This is a genomic window from Streptomyces sp. NPDC051776, assembly GCF_040681345.1.
Taxonomy (GTDB): domain Bacteria; phylum Actinomycetota; class Actinomycetes; order Streptomycetales; family Streptomycetaceae; genus Streptomyces.
In genome coordinates this window covers 232,638-252,969 of record NZ_JBFAYQ010000005.1, presented here as the reverse complement: position 1 = coordinate 252,969, position 20,332 = coordinate 232,638, and the positions used below count along the sequence as shown (strand labels likewise).

Annotated in this window: 18 protein-coding genes; 5 read left to right on the top strand and 13 right to left on the bottom strand. The window is 71.9% G+C overall.

Annotated elements, in window-relative coordinates; genetic code table 11:
- Positions 1-119 precede the first annotated feature (119 nt).
- The 5 genes from AB0M26_RS07130 to infC all read right to left on the bottom strand — a co-directional run bounded on the left by AB0M26_RS07130 (position 120) and on the right by infC (position 3,752).
- A complete protein-coding gene (locus AB0M26_RS07130; RefSeq protein WP_365255775.1) occupies positions 120-1,244 on the bottom strand; it encodes an ATP-binding protein in 1,125 nt (374 codons plus the stop codon).
- Positions 1,245-1,284: 40 nt separating this feature from the next.
- On the bottom strand, positions 1,285-2,139 hold the full coding sequence (locus tag AB0M26_RS07125) for an RNA methyltransferase (protein ID WP_365255772.1): 855 nt from the start codon (positions 2,137-2,139) through the stop codon (positions 1,285-1,287).
- Between the two features lie 175 nt (positions 2,140-2,314).
- Positions 2,315-2,698 (bottom strand): 50S ribosomal protein L20, encoded by a 384-nt coding sequence (rplT, locus tag AB0M26_RS07120; protein WP_055470307.1) that lies wholly within the window; start codon positions 2,696-2,698, stop codon positions 2,315-2,317.
- 98 nt (positions 2,699-2,796) lie between these two features.
- The gene (rpmI, locus tag AB0M26_RS07115; protein ID WP_360850989.1) at positions 2,797-2,991 is read right to left on the bottom strand and encodes a 50S ribosomal protein L35; all 195 of its coding nucleotides are present in this window, start codon (positions 2,989-2,991) and stop codon (positions 2,797-2,799) included.
- Between the two features lie 125 nt (positions 2,992-3,116).
- Positions 3,117-3,752 carry a translation initiation factor IF-3 gene (gene infC / locus AB0M26_RS07110; RefSeq protein ID WP_365255767.1) on the bottom strand — a complete coding sequence of 212 codons (636 nt, stop codon included), beginning with the start codon at positions 3,750-3,752 and terminating at the stop codon, positions 3,117-3,119.
- 359 nt (positions 3,753-4,111) lie between these two features.
- Here infC and AB0M26_RS07105 point away from each other — a divergent pair, with 359 nt between their 5' ends.
- Positions 4,112-4,516 (top strand): DUF1844 domain-containing protein, encoded by a 405-nt coding sequence (locus AB0M26_RS07105; protein WP_365255764.1) that lies wholly within the window; start codon positions 4,112-4,114, stop codon positions 4,514-4,516.
- Positions 4,517-4,610: 94 nt separating this feature from the next.
- On the opposite strand, the gene AB0M26_RS07100 is transcribed toward AB0M26_RS07105, so the two are convergent.
- The 4 genes from AB0M26_RS07100 to AB0M26_RS07085 form a co-directional block, all read right to left on the bottom strand.
- Positions 4,611-5,462 (bottom strand): MIP family channel protein, encoded by an 852-nt coding sequence (locus AB0M26_RS07100; protein ID WP_365255761.1) that lies wholly within the window; start codon positions 5,460-5,462, stop codon positions 4,611-4,613.
- A 57-nt stretch (positions 5,463-5,519) separates the two neighbouring features.
- Entirely contained in the window at positions 5,520-6,284 is a 765-nt protein-coding gene (locus tag AB0M26_RS07095; protein WP_365255758.1) for an SseB family protein, read from the bottom strand.
- Between the two features lie 400 nt (positions 6,285-6,684).
- Complete coding sequence (mycP, locus tag AB0M26_RS07090) at positions 6,685-7,818, bottom strand: type VII secretion-associated serine protease mycosin (protein WP_365255893.1); 1,134 nt, start codon at positions 7,816-7,818, stop codon at positions 6,685-6,687.
- A gap of 176 nt (positions 7,819-7,994) precedes the next feature.
- The gene (locus tag AB0M26_RS07085; protein WP_365255755.1) at positions 7,995-8,861 is read right to left on the bottom strand and encodes a hypothetical protein; all 867 of its coding nucleotides are present in this window, start codon (positions 8,859-8,861) and stop codon (positions 7,995-7,997) included.
- A gap of 1,631 nt (positions 8,862-10,492) precedes the next feature.
- On the opposite strand from AB0M26_RS07085, the gene AB0M26_RS07080 reads away from it, so the two are divergent.
- Positions 10,493-11,713 carry an alanine racemase gene (locus AB0M26_RS07080; protein WP_365255752.1) on the top strand — a complete coding sequence of 407 codons (1,221 nt, stop codon included), beginning with the start codon at positions 10,493-10,495 and terminating at the stop codon, positions 11,711-11,713.
- Between the two features lie 253 nt (positions 11,714-11,966).
- Here AB0M26_RS07080 and AB0M26_RS07075 read toward each other — a convergent pair whose 3' ends face one another.
- The 4 genes from AB0M26_RS07075 to AB0M26_RS07060 all read right to left on the bottom strand — a co-directional run bounded on the left by AB0M26_RS07075 (position 11,967) and on the right by AB0M26_RS07060 (position 16,847).
- Positions 11,967-12,989 (bottom strand): DUF2510 domain-containing protein, encoded by a 1,023-nt coding sequence (locus AB0M26_RS07075; RefSeq protein WP_365255749.1) that lies wholly within the window; start codon positions 12,987-12,989, stop codon positions 11,967-11,969.
- Positions 12,990-13,156: 167 nt separating this feature from the next.
- Positions 13,157-13,948, bottom strand: coding sequence for a 3-oxoacyl-ACP reductase (locus tag AB0M26_RS07070; protein WP_365255746.1), 792 nt, complete (start codon positions 13,946-13,948; stop codon positions 13,157-13,159).
- Positions 13,945-15,315, bottom strand: coding sequence for an aldehyde dehydrogenase family protein (locus AB0M26_RS07065; protein ID WP_365255743.1), 1,371 nt, complete (start codon positions 15,313-15,315; stop codon positions 13,945-13,947). Before AB0M26_RS07065 ends, AB0M26_RS07070 begins: the two co-directional genes overlap by 4 nt.
- Positions 15,316-15,479: 164 nt before the next feature.
- Complete coding sequence (locus AB0M26_RS07060; protein WP_365255740.1) at positions 15,480-16,847, bottom strand: glutamine synthetase family protein; 1,368 nt, start codon at positions 16,845-16,847, stop codon at positions 15,480-15,482.
- 74 nt (positions 16,848-16,921) lie between these two features.
- Between AB0M26_RS07060 and AB0M26_RS07055 the strand changes: the two genes are divergently transcribed.
- The 3 genes from AB0M26_RS07055 to AB0M26_RS07045 all read left to right on the top strand — a co-directional run bounded on the left by AB0M26_RS07055 (position 16,922) and on the right by AB0M26_RS07045 (position 20,149).
- A complete protein-coding gene (locus tag AB0M26_RS07055) occupies positions 16,922-17,665 on the top strand; it encodes an FCD domain-containing protein (RefSeq protein WP_365255738.1) in 744 nt (247 codons plus the stop codon).
- A gap of 188 nt (positions 17,666-17,853) precedes the next feature.
- Complete coding sequence (locus AB0M26_RS07050) at positions 17,854-19,398, top strand: amino acid permease (RefSeq protein WP_365255735.1); 1,545 nt, start codon at positions 17,854-17,856, stop codon at positions 19,396-19,398.
- Between the two features lie 43 nt (positions 19,399-19,441).
- Positions 19,442-20,149: a gamma-glutamyl-gamma-aminobutyrate hydrolase family protein gene (locus AB0M26_RS07045; protein WP_365255890.1), complete on the top strand. Its 708-nt coding sequence runs from the start codon at positions 19,442-19,444 to the stop codon at positions 20,147-20,149.
- The last annotated feature ends 183 nt before the right edge of the window (positions 20,150-20,332 follow it).

Here is a 20,332-nt window from a genome sequence, read left to right as displayed (position 1 = left end):
TCCCGTGTTTCCGATAGCTGCTGGCGCGGCCCGCGCTCGGTGGCAGGGCGGCCGAGGCGGCCGAAGGTGCCAAAGGTCGAGTCTACGGGGCGCGAGGGGCGCGAGGAGCCCGCGGGCGCTCAAGCCAGAAAGGCCGGGGTGCCCACGGGCAACGTAAATCGGAACTGGGCGCCGCCGCCCGGGGCCCTTCCCACCTCGATCGTGCCGCCGTGCGCCTCGACGATGCCCTTGACGATGTAGAGGCCCAGCCCGGTGCCGCCGCGCTTGCTGCCCCGCCAGAAACGGGTGAAGACGCGGTCCATCGACTCCTCGGGGATGCCGGGGCCCTCGTCTCTCACGGTGACGGCCGTTCCTTCCGTGTCCGCACGGGTGCGTGTGGGTGCCACCTCAATGGTGACCTTTCCCTCCCCGTGGCGCACGGCGTTCTCCAGGAGGTTGCCCAGCACCTGGTCGACCTTGTCGGGGTCGGCCCACAGATCGGGGAGCGGGTGCGGCACATCGACGAGGAACCGCTCCGGGTCGTGCCCTGCCCCGGTCAGCCCGGCCACGTGCCGCCGGACCGCGGCGACCATGTCGACGGGCTGGCGGCGGACTTCCAGACGGCCGGAGTCGATACGGGAGATGTCGAGCAGCTCCGCGATGAGGCGGGTGATGCGGCCCGCGTCGGCGTCGACTGTCTCCAGCATCAGCCGCTTCTGGTCGTCGGTGAACCGCACCCACTTGGCGAGCAGCGTCGCCGTGAAGCCCTTAACGGAGGTCAGCGGGGAGCGCAGCTCGTGGGCGACGGTGGCGATCAGCTCGGCGTGGCTGCGTTCCGTACGGCGGCGGGCCTCGGTGCCGCGGAGGGAGACCACCAGCCGGTGCACGGGCCCGGTCGGGTGGCGGCGGACATAGCGGGCGGAGACCAGGACCTCGCGGCCTCCGGGGAGAAGCAGATTGCGCTCCGGCTGCCCGGCACGGATGGCCAGGCCCCCGTACGGGTCGGTGACCGTCCACCAGCGGCGGCCCTTGAGGTCCTCCAGCGGCAGGGCGCGGTCCACCGGCAGACCGATCATGTCCTCGGCGCGGCGGGCGGTGATCCGGGCGGCGGCGGCGTTGAAGCACACGACGCGGCCGGTCTCGTCGGCCACGACCAGGCCGTCGGGCAGGTCGTCCGGGTGCAGACCGATCTCGACGAGCCCGTGGACCGGGACAGCAGGGGCGGCGGCGCCCCGTATGCCCGTCCCGGACGTTCCGGTGTCCATGTCCCCCACCCCCTATCGGCCCCCGGGGCGGCACACACTACTAGCTCGGGGTTACGGAGCGGCACCCTCCGGAAGCACGCTGCGCACGGGCCGAGGCGTAGAGGCATACGGCGGCGGCCGTCGCGAGGTTCAGGCTCTCGGCCCGGCCGTGGATGGGGACGCGGACGACCTCGTCCGCGAGGGCGCGGGTCTCCTCCGGCAGGCCCCACGCCTCGTTTCCGAAGATCCAGGCGGTGGGTCGGCCGAGGACGCCGTCGTCGAGTTCGGTGTCCAGGGTGCGGGTGCCCGCGCCGTCCGCGGCCACGATCCGTACCCCCGCCCCGCGCAGACCGTCCACCGCCTGCGGGGCGGGTACGCCGACAGCGACCGGGAGATGGAAGAGGCTGCCGACCGAGGCCCGTACGGCCTTGGGGTTGTAGAGGTCGACGGAGGCGTCGGTGAGCACGACGGCATCGGCGCCCGCGGCATCGGCGCAGCGCAGCACGGTCCCGGCGTTCCCGGGGTCGCGGACGTGGGCGAGGACGGCGACGAGCCGGGGGCGGGCGTCGAGGATCTCCGCGAAGGGACGGTCGAGGAAGCGGCAGACGCCGACGAGCCCCTGCGGGGTGACGGTCGTCGCGATGTCGGCGATGACGGAGTCGAAGGCGAGATGGATGCGGGCGCCCTGCGCGCGGGCGACGGCGACGAGATCGGCATAGCGCTCGGCGGCCTCGGCCGTGGTGAAGAGCTCCGTCAGGGTGGGGTCGGCACCGCTGCGGTGCCCGGCGGCCTCCCGTACCGCCTGCGGTCCCTCGGCGAGGAACCGGTGTTCCTTGCCGCGGAAGTTCCGGCGGGCGAGCCGCTTGGCGGCCGCCACCCTCGGGGATCGCGGGGAGATCGGCTCGGGGGCGGCCATGCATCACCTTCGGTGGATTGCGGGGTGGGGCGACGGGCGTGGAGCCGCCGGACTTGCGTCGGACGTGGGGCGCGGGCATCACGGGCTTGCGGACATGCGCGGACCCGCAGGCCACCGGGGCCTGCGGGTCCGTACCAGCTCCCGGGCTGCCGGGACCGGCTCCCGGCCTGCCGGGTCAGGCGGCCTTCGGGGCGTTGACGTCGCTCGGCAGCGCCTTCTGCGCGACCTCGACGAGGGCCGCGAACGCGGTGGCGTCGTTGACCGCGAGCTCGGCCAGGATCTTGCGGTCGACCTCGATGTTGGCGGCCTTCAGTCCCTGGATGAAGCGGTTGTAGGTGATGCCGTTGGCGCGGGCAGCGGCGTTGATCCGCTGGATCCAGAGCTGACGGAAGTCGCCCTTGCGCTTCTTGCGGTCGTTGTAGTTGTAGACGAGGGAGTGGGTGACCTGCTCCTTCGCCTTGCGGTACAGGCGGGACCGCTGGCCGCGGTAGCCGCTGGCCTGCTCGAGGATCGCCCGGCGCTTCTTGTGGGCGTTGACTGCCCGCTTGACGCGTGCCACTTGTTAACTCCTTGTACGGGGCCGCGGTGGAGACTCACACGGCCCGGGTCGAATGGGTCCCGGTCTTGAGACGCCGCCCCGAAAGCCGGGGCGGCACGTCACTTGCCGAGAAGCTTCTTGATCTTCTTGGCGTCACCCGGGGCCATCTCGGCGTTGCCGGTGAGGCGACGCGTCAGGCGGGACGACTTGTGCTCGAGCAGGTGGCGCTTGCCCGCGCGCTCGCGCAGGACCTTGCCGGAGCCGGTGACCTTGAAGCGCTTCCTGGCACCGCTGTGCGTCTTGTTCTTCGGCATGGCGCCTTACTCTCCTCGTCGGTGGCGCCCCCGGGCCGGTGAAACCGGCACGCGAAAGCGTCAGGTCTTCGTTCGGTGTCCGGAGCAGGGCTCCGGGGCTCGGAGCGGGTGCTCCGAGGTCACGCCTAGGCGGTCTCCTGAGTGTCCTCGGGAGCGGACCTGCCCTCGCCGCGTCCCGCCTTGCGGGCGGCGGCGGCCTCACGGGCTTCGGCCATCGCCTCGGTCTTCTTCTTGTGCGGACCGAGGACCATGATCATGTTTCGGCCGTCCTGCTTCGGGTTGGACTCCACGAAGCCGAGCTCCTGAACGTCCTCCGCGAGCCTCTGCAGGAGCCGGTAGCCCAGCTCCGGGCGGCTCTGCTCGCGGCCGCGGAACATGATCGTGATCTTGACCTTGTCGCCCTGCTTGAGGAACCGGACTACGTGACCCTTCTTGGTGTCGTAGTCGTGCGGATCGATCTTCGGCCGGAGCTTCATCTCCTTGATGACCGTGTGCGCCTGGTTCTTGCGCGCCTCACGGGCCTTCATGGCCGACTCGTACTTGAACTTCCCGTAGTCCATGAGCTTGCAGACAGGCGGACGGGCGTTGGCCGCCACCTCGACGAGGTCGAGGTCGTACTCCTGGGCAAGCTCCAGTGCCTTGGCAAGCGGCACGATGCCGACCTGCTCGCCACTGGGACCGACGAGTCGCACCTCGGGGACTCGGATCCGGTCGTTGATGCGGGGCTCGGCGCTGATGGGGCCTCCTCGGTTGCACCACACGATTGCCTGGCGGGCAGCCGCGTAACGTCTGTTTCTGTGGACCCCGCCCGCATGACGCACAAACGCCCCGAACGGACACAGGCGGGGCTCCTCGATCAACCGGGAACACCGCCGCGCTATTCCGCGGGGCGCATCGAGCGACGATGCATCGCCCCTGCGGGACGACGGACGCCGCTTGACCGGTGACCCGCCGGCCCAAGGGCCGACCAGGTGGGAGATCGGAGCCTCCACTTGCGGGCCGGGCACAGGCGTGTCCGGCCGGTCGTTGTTCCAGCATACCAGCGTCCGGGGGCCGATGAGCCGCCTGTCCCGTGGCCATAGGCTGGGGGCTGCCGTCCAGTCGAAAGAAGCCTTGAACCATGAGCGACGCCACTCCGCAGCAGCCGTCACCTCAGCCGGAGGGCGGCACGCCCCGGCCCGAAGGGCAGGGACCCGATTTCGACACCATGACCCGCGACATCGCGGACGTCCCCGCCGTGGAGGTGATCACCACCGTCGCCGTGCATCTCATGAGTGCCGCGGCGGTCAACCTGGGGCTGGCCGAGGACGGCGAGGCGCACAAGGACCTCGACGAGGCCCGGAAGCTGATCACCGCGCTGGCGGGACTGGTCACGGCGAGCGCGACGGAGGTCGGCTCGTACCACGCATCGCCGCTGCGGGACGGGCTGAAGTCGCTCCAACTGGCCTTCCGCGAGGCGTCCGTGGTGCCGGACGAGCCGGGCAAGGGGCCGGGCGAGCAGTTCACGGGCCCGGTCTACGGCTGACTCCCCCCCATTCACCGCGGCCGGATGACGGCCGGGTGGCGGCCGTGCCGTCCGAAGGCGCCCATGGGCGTTTAGCCCGCGTCCCGGGTGCTCTCTAAGCCGTGGGCTTCGAGGTGCCCGGCGCCGTACCCCCGGCGCCCGGCTCCTCGGAGGCGTCCTTGGCGGGCGGTTCTGCGGCCGCCGCCTCACCCGACGGAGCCCCTTCGGCCGGCCGGGTGAGTCCGAAGGTCTCCCCGCCGTGGGTGACGGCGTGGACGAGCGCGGCGATCACCCCGCCCACGAGAGGCGCGATCAGGAACAGCCACACCTGCGACATGGGCGCGGAGCCCGCGAAGATCGCCGGGCCCAGGCTGCGTACGGGGTTCACGGACGCGCCCGTGAGCGGGACGCCGATGAGCTGTACGAGCGCGAGGACCAGACCCACCGGCAGTGCGGCGAACCCGATGAGCACCAGGTCACGGGTGACGGCCAGATAGACGTAGACCAGCAGGAACGTCATCAGGATCTCGGCGACGAACGCTCCGAAGATATTGATCCCGAGGGCCGACCGGTAGCCGTAGCCGTTGGTGCCGAAAGCGCCGCTGACCTCGAGTCCCGGCACCTGCTTGGCGACGAGCAGGAGCAGCGCGGCGCCGACGATGGCGCCCAGCAACTGCGCGATCCAGTATTCGACGGCCTTGCGGACGCTCAGACGCTTGGCCATCAGCATGCCCAGCGTGACGGCCGGGTTGAGGTGACAGCCGGAGATCGGCCCGAGCGCGTAGGCGAGCGCGAGCAGCGCGAAGCCGAAGGCCAGAGCGATGCCGACGGTGCCGATGTACTCGGCGCCGAGGACGGCGGAGCCGACCCCGAAGAACACGAGCAGCAGGGTCCCGAGGAATTCGGATACGACCGTGCGCGCATCGATCCCGCCGGGCAGGCCCACCGTGCGTGTCGTCGTGCCCATCTCGCCCTCCTCGCAAAGATCACTCAGTTTCTTTGCATTGTGGGGCGATACGGGACATCACGCCTGCCGGACGAAGAGCGGTTCTCCTGGGATCGCGGTGTCCGGAGGCAGCAGCGCCATGTCGAGGCCGCGGACGAGACGGGCCCTCAGAACGGCGTCGGAGGCGAGAGCGGAGGCAAGGCGCCGCGCGACCTCGGGGGCGGGGGCGGAGGCGTCGGAGGCGAGAGCGACGGCGAGGGTCCCGTCGGCGTCGCCGCCCGGCGTGAGGTGGGCGCGCACCACGGCGGGCTCGTCCGCCACCACCGCCCGTACGGCCCCGGTGACAGCCGGATCGGCCAGCGGGTCGGCGGTCGCTCGCCCTTCGGCGAGGGCGAGCAGCGCGGGGCCGGTCAGCTCGTACGGCACCGGCCCGGCGAGGTCGAGGACGACGGTGTCGGCCTTCTCGTGGGCGGCCGCCTGCAGCGCCTGGCGCAGGGGGACGGCCACGGGCCGGGCATCGGGGTCCCAGCGGGCGAGGGACTCGGTGGAGGTGAAGGCGGGCAGCGCGCGTCGGCCCCCGGGCCCGTTGAGGGTGGGTACGGCCATGTCGCTGCTCTTCTCGCGGCGCAGTGGCGTCCCGGTTCCGGAGGGGGATGCGACCGTTTCCGTCTCGCCGAGGACGGCGACCACCGGCACCAGCAGCCGGGCGCCCGGCAGTGCGGAGAGCACAAGCGGCTCCGCGGCGCGGTCCTCGCCGTATGCGGTGAGAGCCTCGGCCAGGCGGGGGTCGGCGGAGCCATCGTCGCCGGAGAAGCCGGAATCGGGGATGTTCTTGAGTGCCACGGACCGAGGGTATCCGGCGGTCCGCGGGGTGATGCGCCGGGCCGGGTGCGGGGGCGCTCGGTACGGGGCGTCCGCAGGTACGGCCGACGGAGAGGCGCCGCATGTGCGCGGCGCCCCCGGTCACCTCGCCAACGAACCTGCGGGGAGGGGCCGTTGAGCGACTCTCGGCCCTGGCGGCGGCCAGGGCGGGCAGCGGCAGCCGGGCGGGGAACGGGGGAACGCGGGACCGCGGGACCGCGGCGGGGAACCCGGGAACGGGCGGCGGCGGTACGGTGCTCCCGCGGTCGTCAGGGATCGCCGTCAGGCGATCGTGGAACGCGGGGACGTCAGGCGAGCGGGAAACCGGAGCGTTCGACCAAGGGGACGCGAGGACGCCGGGCCAGGGCGGAACGCGGGGACGTCAGGCCAGCGGGGAACGTGGGCGGCGCGCGCCGTACCAGAGCCCGAAGGCCGCCACCAGCAGAACAGCCCCCGCCGTACCGGCCAGGACCGCGGCCCAGTCGGGGCCGTCCCCCTCCTCCCGGGCGTGATCGGGACCGCGCCCGAAGTAGCGCTTCTCGTACGCCGCCGGAACCGGCTTCTGCGGCCTCGGCTTCAGTTCGCCCCCGGCCTTGATCGCCGCCGCCGGGTCCACAAGGCCGGCGCCGCGGTCGTCGCTGCGGCCTCCCTCGGGGGCATTGCGCGCCGTCTCGGAGAGCAGCTTCTTGATCTGGACCGGGCTCAGGTCCGGGTGGGCCGAGCGTACGAGGGCGACCGCGCCGGAGACGAAGGCGGCGGCGGCGCTCGTCCCCCACCCCTCGTAGTAGCGGCGGTCGGGATCGGCGATCACCACGTCGACGCCCGGGGCGCAGACGGTGGCGTACCAGCGGCGTGTGGAGAAGGGGGCGCGCGTGCCGTAGCGGTCCACGGCGGTCACGGCGATCACACCCGGGTATGCGGCCGGGTACGAGATACGGTCGCCGTCCTCGCCGCCGTTGCCCGCCGAGGCGACCACCACGGACCCCTTGCTCAGGGCGTACTGGACGGCGGCGTCCTCCTGGGGCTCGGGATGTGCCGACTTGCTGTCGTCTCCGAGCGAGAGGTTGATCACGTCGGCGCCGTGGTCGGCGGCCCAGCGGATGCCTTCCGCGAGGGCCCCGGCGCGAGCGCCGCGGGCCTTCTTCCGGGCGGGGTCGCCGTCCTCGAGGATCACCCGCACCGGAAGGATCTTCGCTTCGGGCGCGACGCCGACCACGCCGTCCTCGCGGCCGGGGCCGTGCCCGTGGCCCGCGATGATCCCGGCCATGGCGGTCCCGTGGCGGGCCCAGGCGCGGTCACCGCGTCCGGCTCCGAAGCCCACGAGGTCCTTGGTGCCGAGGACTTGGCCCTCCAGGTCGGGGTGCCGGTCGTCGACACCGGTGTCCAGGACGGCGACCGTGATGCCGTCGCCCTTCGTCGTACGCCAGGCGTCGTCGACGTGGAGAGCGTCGAGGGCCCACTCCTGGGCCCGTATGACGTCGGCCTGGGCGTGCGCGGACGGCGTGAGCGCGAACATCGCCGCGGCAGTCGCGAGGGCGGCGGCCCGGAAGCCGGTGGCGCGCAGGGCGGAGGCGCTACGGACCGTGTCGCGAACGGCAGAGGCTCTACGAGCGGTGGCGCGCAAGGCGGAGGCGCCACGGGCAGAGGCGCCACGGGCGGAGGGCCGGCCGGGAGCGCGGCTCGCGCGGGACGTCATGAGGGTTCCTCCGCTGCCGCGGCGGTGGAGGCCGTGCGGAAGTCGCGTTCGATACGGTCCGCGAGGCCGTCCGCGTCGTACCCGAGGCCCGCCTGGCCCGGAGCCGACGTCGTGCCCTGAGCCGCCGCCTCCGAGACGGGCTGCGGATCGCTGACCTTGCGGCCGTCGGCGAAGCCGGTGACGGCGAAGGTGACGGCCGGTACGTCCGTCAGCACACGCACCACCCAGGTCGCGCGTTGCGCGTCGCCGAACCGGGCCGCCGCGGTGCCCTTCGCCGCGTACGGACAGGGCATCAGATCGCTTCGCTCACCGAGCTTCTCGCTCGCGAACCGTTCGCGCAGCGCGCGCATTCCGGACGCGTCCGCCTTGGTGATCACGAGTCCCACGGTGGTCACACTGCTGGTCGTCGCGTCCACGTAGGAGGCGCGCAGCAGACGTTTGCAGCCGACGGGCGACAGCGCCTTGGCCAGCAGCGGGTCGAACGCGCGCTTGCAGGTGGCGTCAGGGGCCACTGCTATGCGCGTCCACGTACGGTCCGCGCCGCCCGGGCCCGCGTCGTCGCCGCGTACGGTGCGCGGGAAGAGCTGGTCCACGGGGATGCTGTGCCACAGGTCCCGGGCCGCATGGAACGCCTCGCCCGCGGCCGGTGTCTCGTCGCCGCCTCCGGTGAGCCAGCTGCCGGCGGCCGCCCCGCCGAGGAGCCCGAACCCGAGCACGAGGCACGCGGCTATGGCCGCGGCGCGGACGGGGGGCCGCAGCCGCGTCACCGGGTGGGGGGGATACGGCGCGCCCCACGCGGGTATGCCGCCGGCCGGGTCGGGTTCGCGGTGGGGTCCGCCCCATGCGGGGGCGGTCCGGGTCATGAATTCTGAACCGGCTCCATACCAGGCGGTGTCACGGTCGTTCGGGCCGAAGTGACCGGACGAACCGGAGTAACCGAACGAACCGGAAGGAGCGGGTGAACCGGAAGGAGGGGGTGAACCGGAAGGAGCAGGTGAACCAGAAGGAGCGGAGTGGCCGGATGGACCGGATGGAGCGGAGACCGTGCCCGCGCCGAAGGCCGACCGCCCCGCACCCCAGTTCCCCCTGTCGCCGGGACCGAGGGGGCGCGGCGGCGTGCCAGGCTGGGCAGGTGCGGGAGATGCGAAAGGCATCGCGGCGGAGGGCGGTGCAGCGGGGCGCTCGGGGACACGCCCCTCCCCTTCGGCCCGCGACGGCGTCTCCGGACGACCGCTCGCCGCCGGGTGCCCCGTCTCCCGGGATTCGCCCGGCCGTTCCGTGGCGGCAGCCCGCCGCACCTCGCCCGCCCCGGACGACTGATGACGGGCGGCCGGGGCCGAGGCCGGGGGCTGCGGCGGACGCCAGTCCGGCCGGGGCGGATGCTGCGGGCCGCCGTGCGCCGGGTTCCGTACGGCGGGTGCATCGTCCGGACGCGCGGGCATACCGGGCGTAGGGGATGTAGTGGACGACGCGACGGTGTTGCCCGAACTTCCTTTGGGCGCCGGAGGTTGGGGCGGAACCCAGCTCCGGCGTTGCTCTGGCTGCCCCTTGGGAGCGGAGGGCCCGGGGACGCTCTGCGGCATGGCCGGCCGGGGTGGCGAATCCGCCCCACGGGGCCGGTCGCACGGCGACGGGGTGGCCGATCCGGTGCCGGTCACGGGTGCGGTCCCGCGTCCGTCGGCAACGGAAGCCGGGGCAGAAGGAGGTGACGGTACCGATGCCTGCCGAACCGTCGGCGGGTGCGCGGGCGGCGGCGGTACGGATACCGGTGGCACACCCGCGGGTGCCTGCGCCGTCGGCACGGACGGGGACGCCGTACCCGCGGGCGCCTGCGCCGCCGACGCGGACGACGCCGCACCCGCGGACGGGGGCGCCGCACCCGCGGAAGACGAAGCCGGACCTGCGGACGGGGACGCCGTACCGCCGGAAGACAAAGCCGCACCCGCGGAAGACGAAGCCGGGCTCGCCGAAGGCGACGCCGTGCCGCACGATGGCGTCATGGGCCCGCCCCCCGGAGAGGCATCCGGGAACGTTTCGGCGCCACCCGTCACAGCATCTGCCCCAGCACCCGACGCCCGGAACTCCCTTGCATCCGCGCCCGTTGGGGCCGGTGGGGCCATCACCAAGGCGTGTGGGTCACATGCAGCCGGTTCCGTGGCCGCGCCCTCCCCGGAAGGGGGCTCCATCCCGGGATCCGAAGACGCCGGGGTGCCGGCCCGGTGCTGGGACGGGCCGGACGGACGGGGGGCGGCCGTACGCGGCGCTTCGGCGCTCATCCGCCCCCCCCTCGCGTCCCGGTCGCCGTGCCGCCGATCGCCTTTCGGGGCAGGCCGGTTGGTATCTGGACAATCCCTCCGCGGACCCGGTCGATCCACAGCGTGCGCGTCACTCTACGGGCAGGTGAGGGCGGGTCGGCAACCCGACCGGAGACATGGCCGGTTTGCCCCGAGACGGGCTCTACCCAGCGGTAACAGCGGTCTGGCAGGGTGGGTTCATGTCAGCCCACGCCGCCCAGCCCTCGGCCGACCGTGCCCGCTACGACCGTGCGACCGCGCACCTCGACGCGCCCCTCGCCATCGCCGACCTGGCGGCGTTCGACGCCAACGCCGACGACCTCGTACGCCGTGCGCACGGCAAGCCGATCCGCGTCGCGAGCAAGTCGGTGCGCTGCCGGGCGCTGCTGGAGAGAGTGCTGGAGCGCGACGGCTTCGCCGGAATCATGTCCTTCACGCTCGCCGAGTCGCTGTGGCTGGCGCGTTCGGGGTTCGACGACGTTCTGCTCGCCTACCCGTCGGCCGACCGCGCGCACTTCGCGGAGTTGACCGGGGATCCGAAGCTCGCGGCCGCCGTCACCGTCGTCGTCGACGACCGGGCGCAGCTCGACCTCATCGACGCCGCGCGGGGCGAGGGCGGGGGCGGCGAGGAGGTCCGGGTCTGTCTGGAACTGGACACTGCTCTGCGTCTGCTGGGCGGCCGGATCCGGGTCGGCGCGCGCCGCTCGCCGCTCCGTACACCCGGTCAACTCGCCGAGCTTGCGGGCTCGATCACCCGCAGGCCCGGCTTCCGTGTGGTCGGGCTCATGGCGTACGAGGGGCATGTGGCGGGGGTCGGTGACGCTGTCGCGGGCCGACCGCTGCGCTCACGGGCGATCCGGCTGATGCAGTCGGCGGCACGCCGCGAGCTGGCGGCCCGGCGCGCGGAGGCGGTGCGCGCCGTACGAGCCGTGGTGCGGGACCTGGAGTTCGTCAACGGCGGGGGCACGGGCAGCGTTCAGCACACGGCTGCGGAGGACGCGGTGACCGAGATCGCCGCGGGGTCCGGGCTGTTCGTGCCGCGGCTCTTCGACAACTACACGTCGTTCCGAGGCCGTCCGGCGGCGCTGTTCGCCCAGCCGGTGGTCCGGCGTCCGGGCGTGGGTGTGGTCACGGTGCTGGGCGGCGGCTACCCGGCGTCAGGAGCCGCGGGCGCGGACCGGCTGCCGACGCCGTACCTTCCCGAAGGGCTGCGGTACGACCCCCAGGAGGGCGCGGGCGAGGTGCAGACGCCGCTGCTGGGCCACGCGGCGGACGACCTGCTCATCGGCGACAAGGTGTGGTTCCGGCACGCGAAGGCCGGGGAGCTGTGCGAGCGCTTCGACGAACTGCAGCTCGTGGAGGGCGATCGGGTCGTCGGCACGGTGCCGACCTACCGCGGCGAGGGCCGCACCTTCCTCTGAGGGGCCGTGCCCCCGTCTCCGCCACAGGCGCGGGGGGCCGTAGGCCCGTGTCCACGTCCCAGGCGGCAGGTGTGCCGCGTCTCCCCCGGGGCCCCGAACGCCGAACCGGACCCGATTCCCCCGAGCCGGGTCCGGCCTTGATCACCTGTTCGTCGTTACGTGGTCGTCGTTACGTGGTCGTCGTTACGTGGTCCGGGTGTTCGTCGAGCGAGCCCCCGCCGTGGGCCCCGGGTTCCGCCCGCTCCGGCCTTCCTCAGGCCGCGGCGTCGCTCGCGTTGCCGCCGGTCTCCAGCTCTTCGATGCCCTCCATGATCTTGTCCATGTCGGTCAGCGGCGGAGCCTTTTTGTCCACATCGAAGCCGAAACGGACCACCACAAACCGGTCCTTGTCCTTGGGCGAGGGAAACACGAGGGACTGGATGTACCCGTCGTCGCCCTTCTTGGTGCCGACTCTCCAGCGGATCATGTAGCCCTTCTGCCCGGCGACGGTGACCTCCCCGGCCTTCATCTGCCGGTGCGAGGTGACACCGCCGTACATCTCCTTGCCGGTCTTCGGGTCCTTGCCGTAGGAGTCCTCGGCGTTCTCCGGGATGTCCTCCTTCGCGACACCCTCTGCGGTCTTGGCGTCGTAGCCCGTCGCCGGTCTTGTGAACGCGCCGCCGCGCACGCACTCGATCTTCGGCTCGGCGGGACACGGGTACGGGCCGATGGTCACCGCCGCGCCGCCCGAACCGCTGCGGCCCGACTGCCATCCGGCGAGCACGGGCAGGGTGATGCCGTTGACCACGTCGGGCGCGGCATCGGTGTCCGGGCCGGGCCCCGGGGTGTCCGGAACGCTGTCACCTCCCCCGCCGCCCTTGCCCCCGTCGTTGCCCCCGTTGCCGCCCTGGTCGTCGGGCTGTCCGGCGGTCGGAGTGGGTCGCGGGCCTGCCTGGTCCGCGCCGTCCCCGTCGCCGTTCAAGGTCACGATGCCGGTGATGATGGCGGCCACCAGGACCGCCGCGGCACCTACGATCATGTACGTCTTGCCGCGCGAGCCGCCCTCCGAGGGCATCGGCGTGTAGGCCGGCATGCCGGTTCCGGGCGAGAACAACAGCCCGGACGGTTGCGGCGGGCCGAAGCCGTGGTGGGACGGCGGTATTTGCGATGCCACCGCACCTTGCGGCTCGCGAGTGTAATCGGTCCACGTGGAACCGTCCCAAAATCGCTCCAGGGCAGGGCCCTGGCTTATTTGCCCGGGGTCTGGATACCAGCCGGGCGGGGTCGTGATGCTCACGCCGTCACCTTAGGGGGAGCCTCCGCTTCCGTACACCGGTTCCCGCCGGTAAGGCAACCCGGAGGCGCAAGCGGCTCGGTTGCCCTGGTCGAGCGGCCTGGAGCGGAGGACATTCCGGGCACGAACCAGCGGATTGCGGACGGGAATCCACGGATTCCGGACGGCTTCTAGAGCGGGGTCACGTAAGCGCCGGCGATACCGCCGTCCACGAGGAATTCGGACGCGTTGATGAAGGACGAGTCATCGCTGGCGAGGAACGCCACCGCGGCGGCGATCTCCTCGGGCTCGGCGAAGCGTCCGGCCGGCACGTGCACCAGACGGCGCGCCGCGCGCTCGGGGTCCTTGGCGAACAGTTCCTTCAGGAGCGGCGTATTGACCGGGCCGGGGCAGAGCGCGTTGACGCGGATCCCCTCGCGGGCGAACTGCACGCCCAGCTCGCGCGACATGGCCAGCACCCCGCCCTTGGAGGCGGTGTAGCTGATCTGGGAGGTCGCGGCGCCCATCTTCGCCACGAAGGACGCGGTGTTGACGATGGAGCCCCTGCCCTGGCGCTGCATGTACGGGATGACGTGCTTGCAGCAGAGGTAGACGGAGGTCAGGTTGACTTCCTGAACGCGCTTCCACGCCTCGATCCCGGTGTCGAGGATCGAGTCGTCGTCGGGCGGGGAGATCCCGGCGTTGTTGAACGCGATGTCGACCGAGCCGTAGGCCTCGTACGCGGTCCGGTACAGCGCCTCGACCTGCTCCGATTCGGTCACGTCGACCTGGCAGAAGAGCCCGCCGACCTCGGCGGCCGCGGCCTTGCCCGCGGTCTCGTCGATGTCGGCGCACACGACATTGGCGCCCTCGGAGGCGAAGCGGCGGGCGGTCGCCAGGCCGATACCGCTGCCCGCTCCGGTGATGACGGCGGTGCGGCCGGTGAGCCGCCGGCACGTGGACGGAGTCTGCTCGGTCGTCACTTGCTCTCCTCGGTGCTGATGAACACGTTCTTGGTCTCGGTGAAGGCGGTGAGCGCGCCAGGCCCCAGTTCTCGGCCGAGTCCGGACTGGCCGAATCCGCCGAAGGGGGTCGAATAGCGCACGCTGCTGTGGGAGTTGACGGACAGGTTCCCTGCGGCGACCGCACGGGAGACGCGGATCGCCCGCCCGACGTCGCGGGTCCACAGCGATCCGGACAGGCCGTACGGGGTGGCGTTGGCGAGCCGTACGGCCTCGTCCTCGTCCTCGAAGGGCAGAACGACCGCGACCGGCCCGAAGATCTCCTCGACGGCGGCCGGTGCGCCGTCCGCAGCGAGGGCCAGGACGGTCGCCGGGTACCAGAAGCCCTTGCCTGCCGGGGCCTCGCCGCGGATGGCGGCGGGCGCGTCCTGCGGGACGTAGGACCGTACGCGCTCCAGCTGGGCGGCCGAGATGAGCGGGCCCATCCGCGTGGCAGGGTCGGCCGGGTCGCCCACGGTGAAGGCCTTGACCGCGGGTTCGAGCAGTTCCATGAAGCGGTCGTAGGCGCTGCGCTGCACCAGGATCCGGGTGCGGGCGCAGCAGTCCTGCCCGGTGTTGTCGAGAAAGGAGCCGGGGGCGGCGGCAGCGGCCTGCTCGATGTCGGCGTCGGCGAAGACGATGTTGGGGCTCTTGCCGCCGAGTTCGAGGGTCACGCGCTTCACGCTCGCCGCGCACTTGGCCATGATCTGTTTGCCGACGGCCGTGGAGCCGGTGAAGACGACCTTGGCGACGCCCGGGTGCTCGACGAGGGCGTTGCCGGCGACCGGGCCCTCACCTGGGAGGACCTGGAACAGACCCTCGGGAAGCCCTGCCTCCAGGGCGAGTTCGGCCAGCCGCAGCGAGGTGAGCGGGGTGGTCTCGGCGGGCTTGAGGATCACGGCGTTGCCCGCGGCCAGCGCCGGTGCGGTGCCCCAGGCGGCGATCGGCATCGGGAAGTTCCAGGGGGCGATGACCGCGACGACGCCGAGCGGCTCGTGGAAGGTCACGTTCAGGCCGCCGGCCACCGGGATCTGGCTGCCGTTGAGCCGCTCGATGCCACCGGCCGCGTACTCCAGCAGGTCACGGGCGTTGCCCGCCTCCCAGCGGGCGTTACCGACGGGGTGGCCCGCCTCGCGGACCTCCAGCCCGGCCAGTTCCTCGACGTGGTCGTCGACGACGGCCGCGAAGCGGCGCAGCAGCCGGGCGCGGTCCGCGGGGGCCACCGCGGACCAGCCGCGCTGCGCCGCCGTGGCGCGGGCCACCGAGGCGTCGGCGTCCTGCGGGGTCGCCGCCGGAACGGTGGCGACGACCTCCTCGGTGGCCGGGTTCAGTACGTGAAGCTCGTGCAAGGTCTCTCCTGTGGTTCGCCCTCGCGGCGCCGGGGGCAGTGTCCGGCAATCCGCCGCCGGGGCAGTCGTCCCTCGCGCGCCGGGTCCGGCCTTCCGCCGGTGGTCGCGCCGTGCCCGTCCTCCGTTCCGTTTCCGGTTTCCGGGGAACGGACGCGCACGGCACGTCACATGCGCTCGAAGGAGCGGTAGCGCTCCCAGTCCGTGACGGCGCTGTCGTAGGCCTCCTGCTCGATACGGGCCATGTTCAGGTAGTGCTCCACCACGTCGTCGCCGAAGGCGGACCGGGCGACGGGGCTCGCGGCCCACAACTCGGAGGCCTCGCGGAGCGTCATGGGGACGTGCTCGGCGTCGCCGGTGTAGGCGTTGCCCGTACACACCTCGGGCAGCTCCAGCTCCTGTTCGATGCCGTGGAGTCCGGCCGCGACCATGGCGGCCACCGCGAGGTAGGGGTTCACATCGCCGCCGGGCAGGCGGTTCTCGAAGCGGTGGGAGTGGCCGTGGCCGACGACGCGGAGCGCGCAGGTGCGGTTGTCCGGCCCCCAGGCGACGGCGGTCGGAGCGAAGGAACCCGGCCGGAACCGCTTGTAGGAGTTGATGTTGGGCGCGTAGAAGAGGGTGAAGTCGCGCATGGTGGCGATCTGACCGGCAAGGAAGTGCCGCATGACCTTCGACATGCCGTACTCGCGCTGTTCGTCGGCGAGGACGGGCTTGCCGAACTCGTCGCGCAGGGAGAGGTGGATATGGCAGGAGTTGCCCTCCCGCTCGTCGTACTTCGCCATGAAGGTGAGCGCCATGCCCTCCTGGGCGGCGATCTCCTTGGCCCCGGTCTTGTAGACGGAGTGCTGGTCGCAGGTGGTGAGGGCGTCGGCGTAGCGGAAGGCGATCTCGTGCTGGCCGAGGTTGCACTCCCCCTTGGCGGACTCCACGATCATGCCCGCCGCGCCCATTTCGTTGCGGATGCGGCGCAGCAGCGGCTCGACACGGCCGGTGCCGACGAGGGAGTAGTCGACGTTGTAGAGGTTGGCCGGGTTCATGTCGCGGTAGCCGCGCGACCAGGCGTCCTCGTAGGTGTCCTTGAAGACCATGAACTCCAGCTCGGTGCCGGCGTACGCGGTCCAGCCGTGCTCGGCGAGCCGGTCGAGCTGGCGGCGCAGCACCTGGCGCGGGGAGGCGGCGACGGGCGAACCGTCGTGCCAGGCCAGGTCGGCGGTGAGCAACGCGGTGCCGGGATTCCAGAGGGTCCGGCGCAGCGTGGCGGTGTCCCCGTGCATGGCGAAGTCGCCGTAGCCGCGCTCCCAGGAGGACATGGCGTATCCGTCGACGGTGTTCATGTCCGCGTCCACGGCGAGCAGGTAGTTGCAGCCTTCGGTGCCGTGGCCCAGGACCTCGTCCAGGAAGAAGCGCGCGGCGAAACGCTTGCCCTGGAGCCTGCCCTGCATGTCGGTGAAGCCGAGAACGACGGTGTCGATCTCCCCGGCGTCGACGAGTCTGCGGAGTTCGTCGACGGAGAGCGGGGGTGTGCGGTCTGCCACGGGATTGCCTCCTGTCGGTGCAGCCGGAGGGCCCTTAAGGTAGTCCCGCAGACCATTGATTGGGAAGGGCTTCGATGAGCGAGATGCAGGGGGCGGGCTCCGGCGACCGGCTGGCGCCGGTCCTGCGGCCCGTCCGCGCGGGCAACGGCTTCGAAGAAGCCCTGGAGCAGATACTCCAGGTGCTGCGCCTGGGCCTGGTCCCGTACGGCGAGCGGCTCCCGGCGGAGCGGGTTCTGGCCGACCGTATGGGCGTGAGCCGGATGACGCTGCGCGAGGTGCTGAAGGTGCTCCAGGACGAGGGACTGGTGGAGAGCCGGCGCGGCCGGTACGGCGGCACGTTCGTCCTCCAGCGTCCGGGCGGCGAGATCCGCGACCCGGGCGACGAGCTGCGGCGGCGCATCGAGAAGGTCGACGTCGAGGACACCCTGCGGTTCCGCGAGGTCCTCGAGGTCGGAGCGGCCGGGCTGTGCGCGGCCCACGGCCTGGCCGGCGAGCAGGCCGGCCGGCTGCGGGAGGCGCTGCACGCCACGCAGGAGGCCCCGCTGGACGACTACCGGCGCGTGGACACGATGCTGCACCTGACGCTGGCCGAGCTGTCCGGCTCCCCCTCGCTCGCCGCCCAGTACGCCGCGGTCCGCGCGACCGTCAACGACCTGCTGAACTGCATCCCGCTACTGGTCCGCAACCTGGAGCACTCGCAGGCGCAGCACGCCGCGCTGGTCGGGGCGGTGCTGGACGCCGACGCGCACGCGGCGCGCGAGGCGATGCGGGAGCACTGCGCGGGTACGGCGGCGCTGCTGCGCGGCTTCCTGGCGTAGGGACGTCCCCCGCAAAGGGCGGTGCCACCGCGGCCGAGGCCGTTTCGTAACCGGTCTTTCACGCCGGCCTCTTGCATACCGCCGCGGCTGGCGCAAAGGTATCGCCCCATACCTTTGATTTCAGTCCGGCAACGATTCGCCCCCCAACCACCTGCCCACGCGGATGCCCGAGCCCGAGGAGGGCGCGCATGACCACCGACAAGCACGTGAAGGAACCCGAGAAGGACCGTCCGCTCTCCGGCGACGCAAAACGCCTGCACGAACTCGGTTACGCCCAGGAACTCGCCCGGTCGATGTCGGGATTCTCCAATTTCGCCATATCGTTCACGATCATCTCGGTCCTCTCCGGGTGTCTGACGCTGTACGGCTTCGGTATGAACGCCGGTGGACCCGCCATGATCACCTGGGGTTGGCCGCTGGTCGGCACGATGACGCTGTTCGTGGGCCTGGCCATGGCCGAGGTCTGCTCCAGCTATCCGACAGCGGGCGGCCTGTACTACTGGGCGGCGAAGCTGGCCCCGTCCAACGGGCCGGCCTGGTCCTGGTTCACCGGCTGGTTCAACTTCCTCGGCCAGGTGGCGGTGACCGCGGGCATCGACTTCGGCGCGGCCTTCTTCCTCAATGCGCTGCTCGACCTGCAGTTCGGCTTCTCCGCGACCCCGGGCCACACCATCCTGCTGTTCGGGATCGTGCTCGCGGTCCACGGCCTGCTGAACACCTTCGGGGTGAAGCTTGTCTCCTTCCTCGGCAACGTCAGCGTGTGGTGGCACGTCTTCGGCGTGCTGATCATTGTCGGCGCCCTGGTGATCTTCCCCTCGAAGCATCAGTCCGCCGACTTCGTGTTCACCCACTTCGTCAACGGAACGGGCTGGCACTCCAGCTTCTACGTCGGACTTCTGGGGCTGCTGCTTGCGCAGTACACCTTCACCGGCTACGACGCCTCCGCGCACATGACCGAGGAGACCCACGACGCGGCGAGGTCCGGCCCACGCGGCATCGTCATGTCGATCCTCGTCTCCCTGGTCGCCGGCTGGATCCTGCTGGTCGGCATCACCTTCGCCATCCAGAGCTACAGCGGTGCGCTGGACAGTGCCACGGGCGTCCCCCCGGCGCAGATCTTCATCGACGCGCTGGGTGCCACCGGCGGCAAGCTGCTGCTGCTCATTGCCATCGGCGCCCAGTTCTTCTGCGGGATGTCGTCGGTCACCGCCAACTCCCGGATGATCTACGCCTTCTCGCGTGACGGTGCGCTGCCCGGCTCGCAGTTCTGGCACCGCATCAACAAGCGCACCAAGACCCCGACGAACGCGGTCTGGCTGGCCGCCGGAGGCGCCTTCCTGCTGGGTCTGCCCTACCTGTGGAACGCAACCGCGTACGCGGCCGTCACCTCGATCGCCGTCATCGGCCTGTACATCGCGTATGTGCTGCCCACGTTCCTGCGTCTGAAGCAGGGCGACCGGTTCGAGCGCGGACCGTGGCATCTCGGCCGCTGGAGCAGGCCGGTCGGCATCATCGCGGTCTCATGGACCCTGTTCATCTCGGTACTGTTCATGTTGCCGACGACCAGCCCGGTCACGGTCGACACCTTCAACTACACCCCGATCGCCGTGCTCATCGTCCTCGGATTCGCGGGTATCTGGTGGCTGGTTTCGGCCCGCAAGTGGTTCAAGGGACCGAAGGTCCAGGGCTCGGCGGAGGAACTGGCGGCCATCGAGCACGAGTTGGACATCTGACCCGACGGGAAGGACCCGAGCACAAGTGGACACGGCAAGCAGCGTGGCCAAGCCCCTCATCGGCATCAGCACCTACCTGGAACAGTCGGTCCGCTGGGGTGTCTGGGATCTGCCCGCCGCAGTGCTGCCCGCCGGTTACCACCGGCTGTTGCAGCGGGCGGGCGGAAGGGCCGCGCTGCTGCCGCCCGACGACCCGGCGGAGGCCGGGGCGGTGGTGTCCCGGCTGGACGGGCTGGTGATCTCGGGTGGCCCGGACGTCGAGCCCATACGGTACGGCGCCGAGCGCCATCCCCGGACGGGCCCGGCGTATCCGGAGCGGGACGCCTGGGAGCTCGCGCTGATCGAGGCCGCCCTCGCCTCGGGGAAGCCCCTGCTGGGCATCTGCCGCGGCATGCAGCTCCTCAACGTGGCGCTGGGCGGCACACTCACGCAGCATCTGCCCGAGACGGTCGGGCACGACGGGCACGCCGAACAGCCGGGGGTCTTCGGGTATCACGAGGTCAAGCCGGTACCCGGGACGCGGCTGAGCGGGGTGCTCCCCGACGCGGTGTCCGTACCGACGTATCACCACCAGGCGATCGAGACGCTCGGGCGCGGCCTGGTCGCCACCGCATACGCCGAGGACGGGACGACGGAAGCCATCGAGCCGGAGGGCGGGAGCGGCTTCGTGCTCGCGGTGCAATGGCACCCCGAGGCGGGCGAGGACCTGCGCCTGATGGAGGCGCTGGTGGCGGCGGCTCAACCGTCGTGAACCGGGCCGCTTACCGGCGCGCGCCGCGGGGCGGCCCGCTCGCGGCGCCCGCGGCTACGTCGCACGTGCTGCCCCGAGGCGCCCGCTGATCCGGCCCACCGCACTCCCTAAGCACCTGGTGGCTCGTTCCAGTACGGCGGTTCCAGTACGGCGGTTCCAGTACGGCGTGTGCCGCACCGGGCG